Genomic DNA, 17,096 nt, shown 5'->3' with positions numbered 1-17,096 from the left:
TCGAAGTTATGGACGAAAATCCGGCAAATTCCGTCCACAACTTCGAGCTCGGCGGCCGATACACATCTCGGCCCGATATTGATCACAGCGGCATAACTGTGGACAACAATTTTGTTCATCCACAGCCGGCGCTCGGCCCACTATTCGCCTGAATCCGATGCCACTGTGCAGGAATGGACAGCGCACCGTTCGTCGGATCCGAGGCACTGGCAAACGGGTTGGTCACCCGCCAGCAGCTCCGGCAGCACTTTCGTCGAATCTATCGTGACGTCTACATCGACCCGGGTTCCGAACTGGATGCGCCGACCAAGGCAAGGGCAGCGTGGTTGTACTCGCGAGGCAAGGCAGTGGTCTCCGGCCTGAGTGCCGCGGCGGTGCACGGATCGGGCTGGATCTCCGCAGACCACGATGCCGAGCTCATCTGGGCCGAACATCGACAGAAGTTGGGCGGGCTTCGGATCGGCTTCGACGAGCTGTTGCCCGAAGAATCCGAGACTGTCGACGGCTTGGTCGTCACCACAGCGGCGCGAACTGCATACGACCTCGGCCGACGCAGGCCGTTCGGAACCGCCGTCGCACGGCTGGATGCACTGTGCCGCGCCACCGGAGTCGGCGTTCACGACATCGCCCGGCTTGCCGAGAATCATCGAGGTGCCCGCGGCATCGTTCAGCTCAGGGCCGTGCTCGCCCTGGTCGACGCCGGTGCGGAATCACCACAGGAGACACGCACCAGACTGGCTCTCATGAACGCGGGACTACCTCGACCGCAAACTCAGATCGAGGTGGTGGGTCCGGACGGGAGGGTGTTCGCCCGCATCGACATCGGCTGGGCACGGTGGAAGGTGGCGGTGGAGTACGACGGCGAGCAGCACTGGTCCGACGAAAGGCAGCGAGCCTGGGACATCGAGCGTCAACACCTTCTGGAATCAATGGGCTGGACGGTGATTCGGGTGAGCGCACTGCAACTGCGCGCCGATCCGTGGGAAGTCGCAGCGCGGGTTCGCGACAAGTTGCGCGCCGCGGGGGCCAAGGTCTAGCCGAGCTCGAAGTTATGGACGGATTTCGCCGGAAATCCATCCATAACTTCGAGTTCGGCGTCACGATCAGTGAGCGAAGTGCCGCGATCCCGTCAGATACAGCGTCACTCCCGCGTCCTGTGCCGCGGCGATCACTTCGTTGTCGCGAACCGAACCACCGGGCTGCACAACGGCTTTGACGCCTGCGCTCATCAGCACCTGCAGACCGTCGGGGAAAGGGAAGAACGCATCGGAGGAAGCGACCGAACCGGCGACGCGATCCCCGGCTCGCTGCACGGCGAGATGGGCGGCGTCGACGCGGTTGACCTGGCCCATTCCGACGCCGACGGACGCACCGTCGTGGGCGAGCAGGATCGCGTTGGACTTCACGGCCCTTCCTGCGCGCCAGGCAAATTCGAGATCCTTCAGCGTCGCCTCGTCGGCGGGTTCGCCGGCTGCGAGGGTCCAGTTGGCGGGATTGTCGCCGTCGGCGTCGAGCACGTCCCGCTGCTGCAACAGTGCGCCGCCGGAGATGGGCTTGAGTTCGACGCCCGAGGTGGGCGGTGCTACCGCGAGCAGCACGCGAATGTTCTTCTTACGCTGCAAGACTCCGAGCGCACCGTCGGCATAGGACGGCGCGATGATGACCTCGGTGAAGATCTCGGCCACCTGCTCGGCCATCTCGACGGTGACTTCGCGGTTGGCAGCGATGACGCCGCCGTATGCGCTCACCGGATCACACGCATGGGCCTTGCGGTGCGCCTCGGCGATGTCCTTGCCGACGGCGATGCCACAGGGATTCGCGTGCTTGATGATGGCGACGGTGGGCTCGGCGTGATCGAACGCCGCCCGCCAGGCCGCATCGGAATCGGTGAAGTTGTTGTACGACATCTCTTTACCGTGCAACTGCTCGGCCTGCGCGATGCCTGCAGCAGCAGAGGAGTCGACGTACAGGGCAGCCTTCTGGTGCGGGTTCTCGCCGTAACGGAGCACGGCCGAGCGGTCCCAGGTGCCGCCGATCCATCCCGGGAACACCGTCTCGGTGTCGGGGGTCAGTACGCTGCTCATCCACGATGCCACCGCGACGTCGTAGGCGGCCGTGTGCTGAAAGGCCTGTGCCGCAAGCGACGTGCGCTCGGCGAGGGTGAATCCGCCACCGGAGACGGCCGTGAGCACGTCCTCGTAGCGGGCCGGGTCGACGACGACGGCCACCGACGGATGATTCTTGGCCGCGGCGCGCACCATCGAGGGTCCGCCGATGTCGATCTGCTCGACGCATTCGTCCGGCGTCGCCCCGCTGGCAACGGTCTCGGTGAACGGGTAGAGGTTCACCACGACGAGCTCGAACGCTTCGATGCCCAGTTCCTCGAGCTGCGAAAGATGCTCGGGCTTACGGGTATCGGCGAGCACGCCTGCGTGCACCCGAGGGTGGAGCGTCTTGACGCGCCCCTCGAGGGTCTCGGGAAATCCGGTGAGGTCCTCGACCTTGGTGACCGGGATTCCGGCGTCGGCGATCTTGCTCGCCGTCGATCCGGTGGACACCAGAGCGACGCCTGCGCTGTGCAAGCCGGTCGCCAGTTCGATCAGTCCGGTCTTGTCGTAGACGCTGACCAGCGCGCGGCGCACTGCTTTACGTTCACTCATCGGATTATCTGAGCCTTTCGTCCATCGGAGGTGACACCTTTGGCGGCCACGGCTGCGATCACGTCGACCAGCAACCGTCGCTCCACAATCTTGATGCGTTCGTGCAACGCGGATTCGTCGTCGCCGTCGAGAACCGGTACGGCTTCCTGCGCCAGGATCGGCCCGGTGTCGACTCCGGAATCGACCAGATGAACCGTCGAACCGGTCAGTTTGACGCCGTGGTCGAGCGCATCGCGGACGGCGTGTGCACCGGGGAACGACGGCAGGAGTGCAGGGTGGGTGTTGACGATGCGTCCGGTGTAGGCCCCGAGGAACTGCGGGCCGAGGATCTTCATGAACCCGGCGGTGACGATCAGATCGGGTTCGAAGCTCGATGCGGCCTCGGTGAGTGCGCGATCCCAGGCCGCTCGATCGGCGAAGTCTCGCAGGGCGACCCGGAAGTTCGGGATCGCGGCATCGTCGGCACGGCGGACTGCGTCGCAGTCGCGATCGACTCCGACGGCGACGATGCGAGCGGGATAGTTCTCGGTGGCAGTCGCGGCTATGAGCGACTGCAGGAGCGAGCCGGTCCCCGACGCGAGGACGACGACCCGCGCGGGTGTCTCACGCAAGGCAGTCAGCGCACTACTCCTGAAGTATCGAGGCGGATCGTTCGAGCCAGCGGAAAGCCTAGTCGCTGCGCCTCCGAGCCCTACCGGGCAGGTCCGTCCTGGTCTCCGGGTGGAGCGACGACCTCGGCATCCAACGGTTCGTCGGTAGCGGCCTCGACGGGTGCGTCCGGTTCTTCGGCCGGGGGCATCTCGGCCGGGACGTCGTCCCCGACCTCGTCCACGACCTCCGCTTCGACGACCTCCTCGGCCTGTTCGTCGTCTTCGGTCTCGGGTGGGGCGGCCTCGATCGCCAACTCGGCCGCCGGGGGTACTGGAGTCGGATCGGGCTCGTCCTGGACCGGCTCGGGTTCTGCTCGACGCCACACGACGAGGGCCGCGGAGGCGGACCCGACGACGGCCAACCACGCGAATGTCAGCAGCCCGAAGCTCCACACGGTGACTTCGACGGTGCCGAAGGTGCCGAGGTTTCCGCCTGCGGCGTAGCCGAACAACGCTCCCAGCACGCCGGTTGCCGCCGCGACGACCCACACGGACGACACGGCGACCTGGATGTCGGCGCTGCGGATGGCACAGTCGCGGCCGAGCAACAGGCCGGCACCGATCGGGACGACGAGCATCACGACCCAGATCGTCTGCGCCGGTCCTTCGGGGAGAACGGCGAGGATCGGCAGCGGCGGGAGCGGTCCTCCCGTCGTGGAGAACAGGCTGACCGACGCATCGCCGAAACCGGCAGTGGAGCCGGTGGCCACCGCGAGGGAACCGATGACGACATTGGGGAGGTAGAGCACCGACACCACGGTCAGCCCGAGCATGCCGACGACATCGCGACCGCTCTCGACCAGTGCTCCCGCGCTTTCCCAGGAGGCGAGCAGGGCCAGCAGTACGACGGCGGCACCGCCTGCGACAAGAAGCGATATCGCCCGCACGAACGGAGCAACCAGCGAGCGCACCCAGTCCGGGAGTCCGCGGCGGACCACCAGTGAGTCCCAGCGCGCGAGCAGCAAACCGGTGCCGGACGCGGCCGCGTGCACGCCTGCGACCCAGGAGAACGCGACGAGTGCGTTGGGGCTGGACAGTCCGATGACAGTGGACGCGTCCTTGGCGACGGCCAGGGCGATGGCGGTGACGGCGAGCGGGCCGGCCATCGACGCCGCGAACACCCATCGAAGCATGCGACTGTCGGTATCGGAATCGACGGCGTGGTGGACGGTTCGGGCGACGGACCAGCCGATGATCAGTGTCGGCAGAAGCGGTGCGACGCCGAGGGACGTCCCGCCGATGCTCAGGGGTACCAGGTGTACGGCGAACCACGACCCGGCGATCGCCCCGAGGGTTCCGGTCAGGTCGCTGTTGACGGAGACGAGGGTGATCAGAGCCAGGGTCGTCGCGATCACCACGACCAGCCCGGAGGTCTTGAAGGCCACTGCGGCGAGCATGCGCGACTGATCGGGCGTCGGTCCGGTGCCTGCGCGGGGAGCCCGGGCGGCCGCGCGTCGCGTCTCTCGGTTCAATAGATCGCTCATCGCAACGAGAGTCGCATCATCTTCGCGGCGCGCCGGTCAGGCGCGCCGCGAAGTCGATTGTGATGCCTGAATCAGTCGCGCTTGTTGTCGTCTTCCACGGCGGGAGTGGCACCGAACGATTGCGTGGGTGCACCGTACGGCGTCGACTGTTCGCCCGATTCGGGCTCGTCCGACTTGGCCGGGGGCTGGCCGTATCCGGACGGCTGGCCGTACTGGTACTGATTCGGCGGGTAGGCCTGCCCCGCGGCCGGGCCGCTGGGACCGGTGTAGGGAGGTGGTGTGTAGCCGCCCTGGGGCGACGGGGTGTTGGGGGCGGACTGTCCGTACGGCGGCTGGGCACCCGGGTTGTAGGAATGCTGTCCCGACGCCTGCCCACTCGGTGCTTGACCGCTGAGGCCTTGACCGAAGTTGGACGAGGTTCCCTGGGGCTGACCGTACGACGGCGGATTGCCGTAGTTCTGGGGCTGCGACGGTCCACCGAACGAGGTCGTCGGTGCGTTGTACGGGTTCTGCTGGCCGTATCCGGGCTGCTGGTTCTGATTGCCGTAGCCCGCGGGCTTGGGAGCCGGAGCCTTGACGATGCCCGCATCGAGCAGCAGTGCCACCACCGCGGCGGCGGCTTGGACGAAGCCCAGGACGAGCACCAGGATTGCACCGATACCGAGCGAGCTGGTGGTGCTGGCGAACTCGTTGCCCTCTGCGCTGGGCAGGCTGAACGACTGGAAGACCAGCACCAGCCAACCGGCGATCGCCAGGGCGGCCACCACGGCCTGGTTCCTCGCGTCCTTCTGCAGTAGCGAGGCACCGGCGATCAGGCCCGCAGCCAGCAGTAGCGCAATCGACACCGCACTACCACCGGACGCGAAGAACGTGGTGCTGAACGACGTCTGAATGCTGCTCGGCAGTTCCTGAGACGAGGTGACCTCGGCGGTGACGAGGTCGAGCAGTCCGAGCAGGAAGGTGACGATGCCGAGCCCGAGGATCACGAACGTGAGAACCTTCGGCAGGTTCGACAGCGCTGATCCGGATGACTTCGATTGCGGTGCGGCGGAAGCCGGGCCCGGTGCCGAGGTGCCGGGGACCGGAGGGCCGAAGGGATTGGACACCGACGGCTGATGGAAGGGCTGATTCTGGCCTGGATGACCTTGTGGGTTGGACGACGGCTGATTCGGCGAGGACGACGGGCCGTAGGACGGTCCACCTCCGCCGTAGCCACCAGAGTTGGAGCCCCCTGCTTCAGGGCTGCCGGGCGAGTAGGTCATCGCGTCTCCTCATCTGAGATTGTCCGTACCCCAGGTCGGTCGGGTCCGAGAACTCACGCTACTGCACGGACCCGACCGATCACGGAACTCCAGGTCAGCGCGAAGCAACCAGCTCGGTGTCCTTCGATTCGGCGGCCTCGAGCTCCCGAACCAGCGGCAGCACCTTCGCCCCGAAGTACTCGATCTCCTCCTGGAAGTGCAGGAAGCCCCCGAGAATCAGGTCGACGCCGCGCCGACGGTAGGCGACGATTCGCTCGGCCACCTGCTCCGGCGTGCCGATCAACTGCGTCTTGAAGCCGTCGTTGTACTGAACGAGGTCCTCGAACGTCGAGTCCGCCCACATTCCCTTCTTGTCGCCCGTCGCATTGCCCGCCTGCTGCACCGCGCTCTTGAAACCTTCGACAGCGGGCTTGTTCGCCTTCTCGATGATCTCGCGCAACGTGTCTCGGGCTTCCTTCTCGCTGTCTCGCGCGATGATGAAGCCGTTGAGCCCGAACTTCACCTCACGCCGGTGATCACGTGCAACGCGTCGGAGGTTGTCGAGTTGCTCGGTGACGCCGTCGAAATCCTTGCCGTTGCTGAAGTACCAGTCCGAGTACCGTCCGGCATTCTCCTGCGCTGCAGACGAATTGCCACCCTGAAACAGTTCGGGGTTCGGCCGATCGGGAGTGTTCAGCGGTTTGGGCTTGAGGGTGAAGTCGTGGATCCGGTAGAAGTCACCGCGGAAGTCGACGTCGTCCTCGGTCCAGATCTTGCGCAGCACCTGCAGGAATTCTGCGCTGCGACGGTACCTTTCGTCGTGCTCGAGCCATGGCTCACCGAGGTGGGTGAACTCGTCCTTGAACCAGCCACTGACGACGTTGACGGCGAATCGGCCGTTCGAAAGGTGATCGGCAGTGGCACCGAGCTTGGCGAGGACTGCTGGCTGCCAGAGTCCGGGGTGCACTGCGGCAATGACTTTCAGCCGCTCCGTCGCCAGCAGCAGCGCAAGCGAGAAGCTGGTGGATTCGTGCTGGAACTCGGCCCCGTAGCTGGCTTCGTAGCGAACCTGACTCAGGGCGTACTCGAAGCCGTTGTTCTCGGCCGTCTGCGCCAGCTTCTTGTTGTATTCGTAATCCCAACTGGTGCGCTGCTCGATGGTGCTGGTGACCAGACCACCCGAGACATTGGGTACCCAGTACGCGAACTTGATTGCGTCGGTGATCTTTTCGGTGCTCATGTGTGCGTCATCCTTCGGCGGATCAATGTGCCATCCACGCGCTCAGACGGCGTGAATGGCACATTCATCCGGAAATCGGGGGTCGGATCGGGGCCAGAAAGGTGAGGATTACGAGTACCAGGTCGGTTCGGGCAGCTCACCGGTGAGAACCCAGCGGCCCACCTCGCGACGCTTGTAGGCCACCGGGTCGTGCAGGGTGTGGGTTCGCACGTTGCGCCAGAAGCGGTCGAATCCGTACTTGCTGGCGGTCGCCCGCGCACCGAGCGCCTCGAACACCGTCGAGGTGATCTCGAGCGAGACCTCGGTGGCGCGAGCCTTGACTGCGGCCACCCGAACCTCATGCTCGCCGCGCTCCTCGGCGGTGACGTTCCAGGCGTTATCGTGAATCTTCTGTCCTTCCAACGCAACTGCGTCGGCGAGGGCTTCGACAGCCCAGAGCTTGGAGGTCAGATCGCCGTAGATGTCGATGATGTACGGCTCGTCCACGGCCTTGTCCACGGTGCTGTGCAGCCACGCGCGGGTCTTGTCCTTGGTGTACGACGCCGCCTCTTCGAGGGCACCTCTCGCGATCCCGAGGTAGAAGTTGACGAACACCAGTTGAATTGTCGGGACGTTGAGGGTGTTGTAGACCCGCGGCTGAAAGGCCTTGTCCACGAACCCTGCTGCGCTGGCCCAATCGACACGAACCTTGTCGATGGTGACGCTGCCGCTCTCGGTCTGACGCTGGCCGATGTTGTCCCAGTCGTCGTGGAAGGACAAGCCCTCGATGTTCGACGGAACGATCGCGAACACGTGATCGGTGCTGCCCTCGAGTGCTCCTTCGAGCACGGTGACGTCGGAGACGCGGCTGCCGGTGGAGAAGGTCTTGGAACCGTCGAACACGATGGTCTCGCCCTCGTCGGTGACAGCGACGTCGTTGTCCCGCGGGTTGACGGCACCGCCGAAGAACCACCTGTTCTTGGTGGCGTCTGCCTCGACCGCCTCGATCTGCTCGGGGGTGCCGACCAGCCGGGCGGCCCAGAACCACAGCAGGTGATACCCGAGCAGCTGGCCGATCGAGCCGTCGGCCTTCGAGACGGTGCGAATGACCTGATACGCCGTCGGCCAGTCCTGGCCGCCGCCGCCGTGTTCGACGGGGCCGAGCAGCGTGACCAGACCTGCGTCCTTGAGCAGCTGCACCTCGGCAGTCGGGACCTCACGCCCCTTGTCGCGAGCGACGGCATCGACCGCGAGGAGTTGAGCCACCTCACCCGCGCGGGAAATCCATCCGGCCGCAGTGGTGGGCGCGTCGGGCCAGTTCTTGGTGAGAGCACGATTCTCGGTGGTTGTCATGAGGCCCAGTGAAGTCCCACGTCGACCCGATGAACACACTTCGATTCAGCGAGATTTTAAAGCTGCACAAACGGTCCGATTCGAACCCCGAAAACATGCTCGCGGACAGATAGTTCCGATTTGTAACGACTCACGACATCCGGCGATTAATGTTGTGCACATCACAAACCGGCGGGTCCGAGCGCTCGCCCTCCCCAAGGACGTCCCCTATGCGCAAGTCACTCTTCGCCACCGTCGCCGCCGCCGGTGCCCTCGTTGCTGCCGTCATCTCCCCCGCTGTCTCGAATGCCGTACCCACCAATGTGACGTTCACCGTCACGGGAGGTGCACTCACGATCACAGCCCCGACATCCCAGGCGCTGACCGTCACCGGTAACACAGCGAGCGGAGGCATCACCCCTGTCGTCGTGTCCGACCAGCGACTCGGAATCAATGGCTGGACGGCGTCGGCGATCAGCACCGCGTTCGACAAGCCCGCGCCGGACCCCGCGTCCATCCCTGCGACCGCAGTCACCTATTCCGCACCGCTCCTGCCTGCGCGTACAGGCGTCTCGACGGTGGCCGGAATACTGGTTCCTCAGACCATCGACTCCAACAAGCCTGTGGTCACCGCGACGGCAGTCGTCGGAGCGAACACCGCTACCTGGACCGGCACCGTCTCCGTCGCTTTGCCCAGCGATGTCGTGGCCGGTACGTACACGGGTGTTGTCACGCATTCGGTCGCCTGATCTGTACATGTCACTTCATCGGGGATTGGTTGCCGGAGTCCTCACCGTGCTGATGTTCGCCTCGGCGTTCGTCACGCAGGCTCCGGCGGCCGCTCAGCAACCGGCCGAACCGACACCGGTGGGCAGCGTGGGTATTCGCTTGCTCGAAGCGCCGGTGTCCTTGCAGGACGATCCGCGTGCGCTGGCGTACATCATCGACAACCTGCCTCCTGGGACCACGATCACCAGACGAATCGAGGTCAGCAACAGCAGCGATCAAGAGCAGCCGATCACCCTGTACCCCGCTGCCGCATCGATAGGAGCTGACGACTCCGGCTTCGAGGTGGGTGACGACCGCGCTGTCAACGAGCTCACGACATGGATGTCGGTGACGCCGACAGACCTCACGCTGGCTCCGAACTCAGCGGCCGAAGCGGTCGTCACCATCGCAGTTCCACCCGACGCCGCCGAAGGCGAGCAGTACGCCGTCGTGTGGGCGCAAACTGCCGGTGCCCCAACCGGAACGGGCATCCAGAACGTCAGCCGCGTGGGTATTCGTACGTATCTGTCGGTCGGACCCGGCAACGGCCCGGCTGCCGACCTGGAGATCGGCGATGTCACCGCGTCACGCGACGACTCGGGCGCGCCGGAGATCGTTGCCGCCGTCTCCAACACCGGCGGGCGGGCCCTCGACCCGAGTGGAACCGTGGAGCTGTCGGGTGGTCCCGGCGGCATTTCGACTGCGCCGGTGAAGGGTTCGGGCGGATCAATTGCGCCAGGGCAAACGGGAAGTGTCACCTTCACGCTGAACCCTGCGCTCCCTGCTGGTCCATGGCAGGCAGCGGTCACCATCACGAGCGGGTTGGTGAGCAAGACTTCCGGCGTCGAGTTGACGTTCCCGGATCAGGGCTCGGTGGCGGCGGAGGAAACATCGTCGGACTCCGGCACTCCGGTGTGGATCTGGGGACTCGCCGCGCTGGTTGTCGTCGCGATCGGCGTTGCGGTCGTCGTGATGACGCGGCGGCGACAGGTCGGTTGAGATGCGACGTCTCGCGCTAGCGGTCGGGTGGGCGATGGTTCTTGCAGCCACCGCCCACCCGGCGGCGTCTGCGCAACACTTGGCGGATCCGCCTGCAGCCGAACAGAATTGCGTCGTCGCACCGACGACGACCACAAGTCCCGTTCCGACCACCACGGCGGTTCCGACGCCGGCATGTACGAGCACCGAGACCTCGGCCGCCTCCGCTTCTCCAGTGCAGAGCGCCACCACGGACGCTGCGGCACCATCCACGACCACGACCACGACCACGACCACGACCACGACGGATGCTGCGACCAGCACACCGACCGAAACATCGAGCGTCGTACCGACTTTCGAGATTCCCACGACGGGTCCAGCCGTGTCGCCGACCACCGCGGCGGCTTCGTCTCCGCCCGCCTCGACGTCGACGACCCTCGCACCCCGCCCGGCCGCGAAGGCCGCAGCACCGGTCGCCGCCGCGGACAATCTGCTCAATCTGCAGGTGCCGTCTACGATGACGGGATCATCGACCGTCGCACCCGGAGCGACGTGGACGGGAACCATCAGTATGACGGTGCTGGGCGTCGGATTGGCCGGGTGGAAATCCGACGTCAGTTTGTCGAACTTCCGAGGCTCGTCCACCGGCCTCACCTTGACGCCGACGTCGGCGACCTACAGCGCACCCTCGTCGGCCTGCACGGCCGGTGTAAGCGGGAACTCCGGTGCAGTGAGTGTCGGATTGACCGCTCAGCCCACCGTCGTCAAAACCGGCGGCGCGCTCTGTCTGACGAGCTGGACATCGACAGTGTTGGTTGCCATTCCGGCGACGGGAGTCATCGCCGACACGTACACGGCAACGCTCACCCATTCGATTTACTGAGCAACGGTCATTCGCGCAGGATCTTCTCCATTTTCTTACCCTTGGCCAGCTCGTCGATCAGCTTGTCCAGGTAGCGGATCTTCTGCATCAGAGGGTCCTCGACATTCTCGACGCGGATGCCGCAGACGACTCCGGTGATCAGTTCCGCGTTCGAATTGAGGTCGGCTGCCGCGAAGAAGTCGTCGAACGTCGTGTCGGCCTGGATATGGCGGTCGAGGGCCGACTGGTCGAAACCGGTGAGCCATCGAATGATCTCGTCGACCTCGGCTTTCGTCCGACCTTTGCGTTCGGCTTTGTTCACGTAGTGCGGATAGACCGAGCTGAACGCTGTGGTGAAGATCCTGTGCACGCGGATCAATCTAGACCCATCCGCGTCAATGTGACATTGCACCGCCCAGACGTATGCAGTGGTCCATTGACGCGGGGCCGGGGGCGCACGAAAAAGCCCGCCACCGAAATCGGTGGCGGGCTTCTTCAGATGCGAGTCCTACTTGACGGACAGCGATTCCAGGATTTCGCGTGCGAGTGCAGCGGTCTCGGACGGCGTCTTGCCGACCTTGACGCCTGCGGCCTCGAGTGCGTCCTTCTTCGCCTGCGCCGTTCCCAGCGAGCCGGAGACGATGGCACCTGCGTGGCCCATGGTCTTGCCCTCGGGAGCGGTGAAGCCTGCGACGTAGCCGACGACCGGCTTGGTCACGTTGGCCTTGATGTAGTCGGCTGCGCGCTCTTCGGCGTCGCCGCCGATCTCGCCGATCATGACGATGACCTTGGTGTCGGGATCCGCTTCGAACGCCTCGATGGCGTCGATGTGGGTGGTTCCGATGACCGGGTCGCCGCCGATGCCGATGGCCGTCGAGAATCCGAAGTCGCGGAGCTCGAACATCATCTGGTAGGTCAGCGTGCCGCTCTTGGAGACCAGGCCGATGGGGCCGGTTCCCGAGATGTTCGCGGGCGTGATGCCGACGAGAGCCTCACCGGGAGTGATGATTCCGGGGCAGTTCGGGCCGATGATGCGGGTCTTCTTGCCCTTCTCCACGTTGTAGGCCCACGCGTACGCGGAGTCCTGCACGGGGATGCCCTCGGTGATGACGACGAGCAGCGGGATCTCCGCGTCGATCGCCTCGACGATGGCGTCCTTGGAGAATGCCGGCGGCACGAACGCGATGGACACGTCGGCTCCGGTCTTCTCCATGGCCTCGGAAACCGAAGCGAAGACGGGCAATTCGATGTCGTTGCCCTGTGCGTCGACGTGCTTGACCGTGGTTCCGGCCTTGCGTGCGTTGACGCCGCCGACGACCTGGGTGCCTGCCTTGAGCATCAGGGCGGTGTGCTTGGTGCCTTCGCCGCCGGTGATGCCCTGGACGATGACCTTGTTGTCCTTGTTCAGAAAGATAGACATTGTTTCCTCTACTTCGCTGCCAGCTCGGCGGCCTTGTCGGCGCCCTCGTCCATGGTTCCGGCGAGCGTCACCAGCGGGTGCGCGGCGTCGGCGAGAATCTTGCGGCCCTCTTCGACCTTGTTGCCGTCGAGACGGACGACCAGCGGCTTGTTGGCGTCGTCGCCCAGCTTCTTCAGCGCGCCGACGATGCCGTTGGCCACTGCGTCGCAGGCGGTGATGCCGCCGAAGACGTTGACGAACACGCTCTTGACCTGCTCGTCACCGAGGATGACGTCGAGGCCTGCGGCCATGACCTCGGCCGATGCGCCGCCGCCGATGTCGAGGAAGTTGGCGGGCTTGACGCCGCCGTGTGCCTCGCCCGCGTATGCGACGACGTCGAGGGTCGACATCACCAGTCCGGCACCGTTTCCGATGATGCCGACCTGTCCGTCGAGCTTGACGTAGTTGAGGTCGTTCTCCTTGGCCTTGGCCTCGAGGGGATCGGCTGCGTCCTTGTCCTCGAACTCGGCGTGGCCGGCCTGACGGAAGTCTGCGTTGGCGTCGAGCGTCACCTTGCCGTCGAGGGCGAGGATCTGATCGTCCGGGGTGCGAACCAGCGGGTTGACCTCGACCAGGAGAGCGTCTTCGTTGATGAAGACCTCCCACAGCTTCTGGATGGTCACCGCAGCGGCGTCGAGCACCTCGGCGGGAAGCTTGCCCTTTTCGGCGATTTCACGAGCGAAAGCAAGGTCGACGCCCTTGACGGCATCGACCGGGATACGTGCGAGTGCGTCGGGGTTCTCCTCCGCCGTCACCTCGATTTCGACGCCACCCTCGACCGAACACATTGCGAGGTAGGTGCGGTTGGTGCGATCGAGCAGGAAGGAGATGTAGTACTCCTCGGCGATGTCGGACGCTTCTGCAACGAGAAGCTTCTTGACGACATGGCCCTTGATGTCGAGTCCGAGAATCGCTTCTGCGTTCTCGGTGGCTGCTGCGACGTCCTTGGAGTACTTGACGCCGCCGGCCTTGCCGCGGCCGCCGACCTTGACCTGTGCCTTGACCATTACTGGCTTGCCGATTTCTTCGGCAATCTCTGTTGCTCCGGCGACCGTGTCGGTAACACGGCCTGCGGAGGTGGGTACGCCATGCTTGGCGAACAATTCCTTCGCCTGGTATTCGAAGAGATCCATCAGCTCACCGTCTCGTCTACGTTGACGCCCGCTCCGTCGGGTGTGAGCGGGTCTGAGCATGGACTTTATCCAGGTGCCTCGACGGCGTATCGGGCGCATGCATGCTATGTGGCCTATCTCACCGCTGCCGGCTCGTTGAAACGGGCGTCACCGATCTGCGCGGCGGGCCGAAAGTGCCGCCGCGACAGCGAGAACGAGGATTCCCGCCACCGACGGCAGCACGCCTGGTCCCATCTCGGGATCGGTGGCGCGCGCGGATGTCAGCGGCCACGACGACAGATGCACGATGCCCGCGACGGCTGCGGCAGCGAGCAGGACGGCACCGCGCGCGGACCTGGCACGCGCAGCCACGACGGCAGCGACGATCACTCCGACGGCGAGCAGCATCTGCCCCCAGGTATCCCAGCCCCACGGAAATTCGGTGACGGTCGCGGCCGTCAGGTCGCTGCCGCGATACAGGGGCAGCGCCAGTCCCACCGCCAGAAGTACGGCTCCGATCGATCCGGTACCGAGCACAACACCATCGGTCGCGGAGTCCTGGGACGTGTCGACATCGTCGCGCTCGGCAGATCCGGCGAACAGAGCCAGCACTCCGGCGGCAGCCGCGGCAACGACGCCTGCGATGATCCCCAGCGCGCCGACGCCGGTGCTCACACCCTCCACGTCCTCGGCGAGCACCACCGACTGGAGTACCGCCGCCGCAGCGGCAACCGCGCCGAGCCAGAACATCGACACGAACGGTCGCGCGGTCGAGGCGAACTCGGAGAACAGCAGCGGCACCGAACCCAGAATCATCACGAACCCGGCGACCAACACCACGCGAGTGGCCAATATCTGCGGCGCGGCGATCCCCGAGTCGGTCTCCAGAATCGGCAGCAACGATCCGAGAACGAACAGCACACCGGACAGCACGCCTGCAGTTCCGGCTGCCGCATGCCACCGCGTCGTTCCGGGACCGGAGACACCGCGGACACCGCGCGAACCCGTCTCGCGCTGCTGTGCTCTCTCCAGAGCTCGACGGTCACGCGCCGCGGCGACGGGCGCGAGCAGTGCGCCACAGATCAGCAGTCCGAGCCCTGCGACCGTCCCCAGATATGCACCGAGTCCGGCATCCACCCGGTCACCGGTACCGAGGCCCGCGAGCAGGCCGACCCCGGCGAATCCGAGCACCCCGAGCCCGGCTCCGACGGATGCGCCCGACGCCACCTGCGGCGACAGTGCGGCCAACGCCGATGCGGCCACCACGAGCGCCGCGATACCGACAACTGCGGAGCCCACCGCGACGAACACCGGCGACTCCACCACTGCCGTCACGATCACGACCGGATCGGACGAGCGGTACAGCGAGGCGAACGCTGCAACGGCCGCAAGCACACCGAACGCGCCGAGCAGCCCGGCGAGCATCGGCCCGACGCGCCCCGCCGCCGCCCGTCCCACGTGTTCGGAATACACCGAGTGGCCGTACCCGTCACCGAGCCCGGCGCGATGCACTGCGGACCACCCCGCAACACCCGCCAGAACCGACACAGCGTGACCGACGAGCAGAACATAGGCGCCCGGGGTGGCGTCGAGCATCGCGGCGCTCAGCGGGCGGAAGAGCTCGAGCCGATTCGCGTCGATGGGATCGGACAACAGAGCAACGTCGAGCAGTGTGAATCCGAGTGCCACCGCGCCGTATCCGGCCAGCAGGGCCGCCGCAAGCTCGACGCGTTTGCCCGCAAGGCCCACCGCGGCTCCGATCACCACGAGAACGGGGACGGCACCGGCCAGGATCGCGGCCACTACTGCCCCGTCACCCACCGGCGAACCGTCGGCGCTGCGGACGACGCCGATCAGTTGGGCCGCGACCGTGGCAATCGCAGCGATCAGAGCGAGTACGACGGCAAGCGCGCCGCGCGGGGTGGGCGACGGATCGTCCGCTCGGCCGAACTCTCCGTCCTGAGGTCGGATCCGTTGCGGTTCCGCTCGCTCGGAGCCGCGGGCGGACGAGTCGTCGAAGGTGGGAGTCGGCACTCGGATCACGGTATCGGCTCGATCGGTGCGAGAACCGTTACTGTCGCCGTGTGCCGTCCACGGGTTCTCGTGTCCGATTACGAATGTGGCCCGTCACGACATAACCGCTGGTCGACTTGTGAGCCATCTCACATATGCGGCCGGTTTCGGCTGTTAACTTGCGCGCTCCGCAATCATTTCGTTACCGTCTGCCGAGTCTTTCAGTAACGGCCAGGTCACGGATAACGGAGGTTGTAGGTCTTGCAGCAACACCGTGCGTCCTTCACTTCCAGCCGGTTCTCTCGACCCACGGCCGACGACGCGACCACGGTCTACAGCTACGAGCCCATCTCCGAACCCGCCGAGGACAACAGCGCGTACGACGCGTACTCCTACCCCGCGTACCGGTACGCCGAGGCCGAGTTCGTCGAGACCCCGTACATCGCAGCCGACGAGTCTCCGACCGTCGTCACCTCGTTCGCCACCACCGCAGACGCCACCCCCGTGGCCCGTCGCGGAGGCGCACACCGTATCCCCCTTCCTCCCACCGCACTCAAGGGCCGAGCTGCCGTTCTCGCAGTCGCCGCAGGTGCGGTAGTCGCAGCAGGCCAAGCCGTCGTCAACGACGACTCACCCGCCGCAGTCGCCACCTCCGAGTACGCCCTCGCCGCAGGTGAAGCACCCGCCGCCGCAGCAGTCGCGGCCACCACCACGCCGCAGACCACCGAGATCGAAGCCGACTCGTCCAGCGCGACGCCGTCGGAGGCACCGCAGATCCTCAGCATCGCTGCACCGGTGGATCTGAGCCAGTTCAACGACCTGCTCGCCAAGGGCCAGCGCTTCAGCGAGGAGCGTGCCGCACGCGAAGCCGCTGCCCGCAGGCCCCTGTTCGCACTTCCCGCGCAGGGCACCTACACCTCCAACTTCGGCACCCGCTGGGGCGTACTCCACGCCGGCGTCGACGTCGCCAATGCCATCGGAACTCCGATCTACGCCGTCGCCGACGGCAAGGTGATCGACTCCGGTCCGGCCGCAGGCTTCGGCATGTGGGTTCGCATTCAGCACGCCGACGGCACGATCACCGTCTACGGCCACATCGACACCTCGACCGTCACTGTCGGCCAGGACGTCATGGCAGGCGATCAGATCGCGACCATGGGCAACCGCGGCTTCTCCACCGGACCGCACCTGCACTTCGAGGTACACCTTCCGGGCGAGGTCAAGATCGACCCGCTTCCGTGGCTCGCTTCCCGAGGAATCTCCCTCGGCCCCGAGATGGACTGAATTCTCGCTCGTCGCACAACAAGCCGGACCCCGC

At 65.7% G+C, this 17,096-nt stretch carries 15 protein-coding genes; 5 read left to right on the top strand and 10 right to left on the bottom strand.

Annotated elements, in window-relative coordinates; all coding sequences use genetic code 11:
• The first annotated feature begins 173 nt into the window (after positions 1 to 173).
• On the top strand, positions 174 to 1,037 hold the full coding sequence (locus CH274_RS19390; protein ID WP_094658550.1) for a DUF559 domain-containing protein: 864 nt from the start codon (positions 174 to 176) through the stop codon (positions 1,035 to 1,037).
• 66 nt (positions 1,038 to 1,103) lie between these two features.
• Here CH274_RS19390 and purH read toward each other — a convergent pair whose 3' ends face one another.
• The 6 genes from purH to CH274_RS19360 form a co-directional block, all read right to left on the bottom strand.
• Positions 1,104 to 2,660 carry a bifunctional phosphoribosylaminoimidazolecarboxamide formyltransferase/IMP cyclohydrolase gene (purH, locus tag CH274_RS19385; protein ID WP_094658548.1) on the bottom strand — a complete coding sequence of 519 codons (1,557 nt, stop codon included), beginning with the start codon at positions 2,658 to 2,660 and terminating at the stop codon, positions 1,104 to 1,106.
• Positions 2,657 to 3,271 carry a phosphoribosylglycinamide formyltransferase gene (gene purN / locus CH274_RS19380; RefSeq protein WP_094658546.1) on the bottom strand — a complete coding sequence of 205 codons (615 nt, stop codon included), beginning with the start codon at positions 3,269 to 3,271 and terminating at the stop codon, positions 2,657 to 2,659. Before purN ends, purH begins: the two co-directional genes overlap by 4 nt.
• An 80-nt stretch (positions 3,272 to 3,351) precedes the next feature.
• Complete coding sequence (locus tag CH274_RS19375) at positions 3,352 to 4,794, bottom strand: cell division protein PerM (RefSeq protein WP_094658544.1); 1,443 nt, start codon at positions 4,792 to 4,794, stop codon at positions 3,352 to 3,354.
• A gap of 71 nt (positions 4,795 to 4,865) precedes the next feature.
• A complete protein-coding gene (locus CH274_RS19370; protein WP_143546614.1) occupies positions 4,866 to 6,056 on the bottom strand; it encodes a DUF5336 domain-containing protein in 1,191 nt (396 codons plus the stop codon).
• A 94-nt stretch (positions 6,057 to 6,150) separates the two neighbouring features.
• The gene (sfnG, locus tag CH274_RS19365; RefSeq protein ID WP_094658540.1) at positions 6,151 to 7,275 is read right to left on the bottom strand and encodes a dimethylsulfone monooxygenase SfnG; all 1,125 of its coding nucleotides are present in this window, start codon (positions 7,273 to 7,275) and stop codon (positions 6,151 to 6,153) included.
• A gap of 108 nt (positions 7,276 to 7,383) precedes the next feature.
• Positions 7,384 to 8,607 (bottom strand): acyl-CoA dehydrogenase family protein, encoded by a 1,224-nt coding sequence (locus CH274_RS19360; protein WP_176459154.1) that lies wholly within the window; start codon positions 8,605 to 8,607, stop codon positions 7,384 to 7,386.
• Positions 8,608 to 8,816: 209 nt separating this feature from the next.
• Between CH274_RS19360 and CH274_RS19355 the strand changes: the two genes are divergently transcribed.
• Genes CH274_RS19355 through CH274_RS19345 form a run of 3 tightly spaced genes read left to right on the top strand, consistent with a single transcriptional unit; the run spans position 8,817 to position 11,215 of the window.
• Complete coding sequence (locus CH274_RS19355) at positions 8,817 to 9,335, top strand: hypothetical protein (protein WP_094631216.1); 519 nt, start codon at positions 8,817 to 8,819, stop codon at positions 9,333 to 9,335.
• 7 nt (positions 9,336 to 9,342) lie between these two features.
• Entirely contained in the window at positions 9,343 to 10,353 is a 1,011-nt protein-coding gene (locus tag CH274_RS19350; RefSeq protein ID WP_094658538.1) for a hypothetical protein, read from the top strand.
• 34 nt (positions 10,354 to 10,387) lie between these two features.
• A complete protein-coding gene (locus CH274_RS19345; protein WP_143546613.1) occupies positions 10,388 to 11,215 on the top strand; it encodes a hypothetical protein in 828 nt (275 codons plus the stop codon).
• 7 nt (positions 11,216 to 11,222) lie between these two features.
• On the opposite strand, the gene CH274_RS19340 is transcribed toward CH274_RS19345, so the two are convergent.
• The 4 genes from CH274_RS19340 to CH274_RS19325 form a co-directional block, all read right to left on the bottom strand.
• A complete protein-coding gene (locus CH274_RS19340; protein ID WP_094658535.1) occupies positions 11,223 to 11,564 on the bottom strand; it encodes a DUF2200 domain-containing protein in 342 nt (113 codons plus the stop codon).
• A 138-nt stretch (positions 11,565 to 11,702) separates the two neighbouring features.
• Entirely contained in the window at positions 11,703 to 12,614 is a 912-nt protein-coding gene (sucD, locus tag CH274_RS19335; RefSeq protein ID WP_032381720.1) for a succinate--CoA ligase subunit alpha, read from the bottom strand.
• Between the two features lie 8 nt (positions 12,615 to 12,622).
• Positions 12,623 to 13,786, bottom strand: coding sequence for an ADP-forming succinate--CoA ligase subunit beta (gene sucC, locus CH274_RS19330; RefSeq protein ID WP_032395771.1), 1,164 nt, complete (start codon positions 13,784 to 13,786; stop codon positions 12,623 to 12,625).
• Between the two features lie 147 nt (positions 13,787 to 13,933).
• Positions 13,934 to 15,799, bottom strand: coding sequence for a hypothetical protein (locus CH274_RS19325; protein ID WP_094658533.1), 1,866 nt, complete (start codon positions 15,797 to 15,799; stop codon positions 13,934 to 13,936).
• 240 nt (positions 15,800 to 16,039) lie between these two features.
• Here CH274_RS19325 and CH274_RS19320 point away from each other — a divergent pair, with 240 nt between their 5' ends.
• On the top strand, positions 16,040 to 17,062 hold the full coding sequence (locus CH274_RS19320; RefSeq protein WP_094658531.1) for a M23 family metallopeptidase: 1,023 nt from the start codon (positions 16,040 to 16,042) through the stop codon (positions 17,060 to 17,062).
• The last annotated feature ends 34 nt before the right edge of the window (positions 17,063 to 17,096 follow it).

The organism is Rhodococcus sp. 06-418-5 (assembly GCF_002258285.1).
Classification (GTDB): domain Bacteria; phylum Actinomycetota; class Actinomycetes; order Mycobacteriales; family Mycobacteriaceae; genus Rhodococcoides.
The sequence above is the reverse complement of the archived record's forward strand: the minus strand, read 5'-3'. Positions and strand labels throughout refer to the sequence as shown.

Excerpts from the sequence above, each read along its gene's own strand:
- CH274_RS19390 (WP_094658550.1), top strand. The coding sequence starts at position 174 with ATGGACAGCGCACCGTTCGTCGGATCCGAGGCACTGGCAAACGGGTTG.
- purH (WP_094658548.1), bottom strand. The coding sequence starts at position 2,660 with ATGAGTGAACGTAAAGCAGTGCGCCGCGCGCTGGTCAGCGTCTACGAC.
- CH274_RS19375 (WP_094658544.1), bottom strand. The coding sequence starts at position 4,794 with ATGAGCGATCTATTGAACCGAGAGACGCGACGCGCGGCCGCCCGGGCT.
- CH274_RS19370 (WP_143546614.1), bottom strand. The coding sequence starts at position 6,056 with ATGACCTACTCGCCCGGCAGCCCTGAAGCAGGGGGCTCCAACTCTGGT.
- sfnG (WP_094658540.1), bottom strand. The coding sequence starts at position 7,275 with ATGAGCACCGAAAAGATCACCGACGCAATCAAGTTCGCGTACTGGGTA.
- CH274_RS19360 (WP_176459154.1), bottom strand. The coding sequence starts at position 8,607 with ATGACAACCACCGAGAATCGTGCTCTCACCAAGAACTGGCCCGACGCG.
- CH274_RS19355 (WP_094631216.1), top strand. The coding sequence starts at position 8,817 with ATGCGCAAGTCACTCTTCGCCACCGTCGCCGCCGCCGGTGCCCTCGTT.
- CH274_RS19350 (WP_094658538.1), top strand. The coding sequence starts at position 9,343 with ATGTCACTTCATCGGGGATTGGTTGCCGGAGTCCTCACCGTGCTGATG.
- CH274_RS19345 (WP_143546613.1), top strand. The coding sequence starts at position 10,388 with ATGGTTCTTGCAGCCACCGCCCACCCGGCGGCGTCTGCGCAACACTTG.
- sucD (WP_032381720.1), bottom strand. The coding sequence starts at position 12,614 with ATGTCTATCTTTCTGAACAAGGACAACAAGGTCATCGTCCAGGGCATC.
- sucC (WP_032395771.1), bottom strand. The coding sequence starts at position 13,786 with ATGGATCTCTTCGAATACCAGGCGAAGGAATTGTTCGCCAAGCATGGC.